Here is a 721-nt window from a genome sequence, read left to right as displayed (position 1 = left end):
GATTCCGGGTCGATGCACAGGATTTTCGTCCCCTTCATGTATTCCGAAAGCATGATGTGCTTCACAACGGTACTCTTGCCGATACCGGCCACACCCATAATCACGAAGCTACTATTGGTGCGGTCGTTTCCGCGCTCCCAGGTATCCAGAATCACCAGGCCGCCGTTGCTGTCCTTTGCAAAATAATAGCCCCGACCATCGTTGTAACCGGAGCTGGCAAACGGGAATCCGCCCACAAAGGTACTCATGGGAATAATACGGGACACAATGCTGTCCACCGTGGAGTTGGCCGGATAGGTGGGAGAAATGCTCTGGAACCCTTCCTTTTGGAGATTGGCGAGGGTGCGCACCTTGCACTTCTGGATGTTGAAGGCGCTCTCCACACGGCGGCAGACCTTTGTGAAGTTGACCTCATCCTGTGCAATCGGCATCACGGTCAGCGACATCATGGCAACCGTTTCGCCCTCTTGGTCGATCCGCTGCATGATTTTCTCGCCGTCCTCGGCGGCTTTCTCGGCGCGCTGCCGGGTCAGCGGGTCTTTGGCACTGTCAGCGGCGCCGCGCTGTTGGACAATGCTTTTGGAGATTGCGGAAATGAGCGAACCATTGTCAATGGGGGTAATCCCCACCGAAACAATGGTGCTGGGGATGTTGGTGATCTTGGAAAGCCACCCCATATCCACCTTCTGCGGATAGCGGACGGCGCCGTACACCTTACCCA

1 protein-coding gene is annotated in these 721 nt (G+C 56.0%); it reads right to left on the bottom strand.

The window, feature by feature from the left end; translation table 11 throughout:
* Positions 1-721, bottom strand: a 721-nt coding sequence (locus tag H8S57_RS16885) for a P-loop NTPase family protein (protein WP_243204880.1), incomplete at both ends; no start/stop codon positions are given.

The sequence above is a fragment of the Lawsonibacter hominis genome, from assembly GCF_014287895.1.
In the GTDB taxonomy this organism is placed as follows: Bacteria; Bacillota; Clostridia; order Oscillospirales; family Oscillospiraceae; genus Lawsonibacter_A; species Lawsonibacter_A hominis.
The sequence above is the reverse complement of the archived record's forward strand: the minus strand, read 5'-3'. Positions and strand labels throughout refer to the sequence as shown.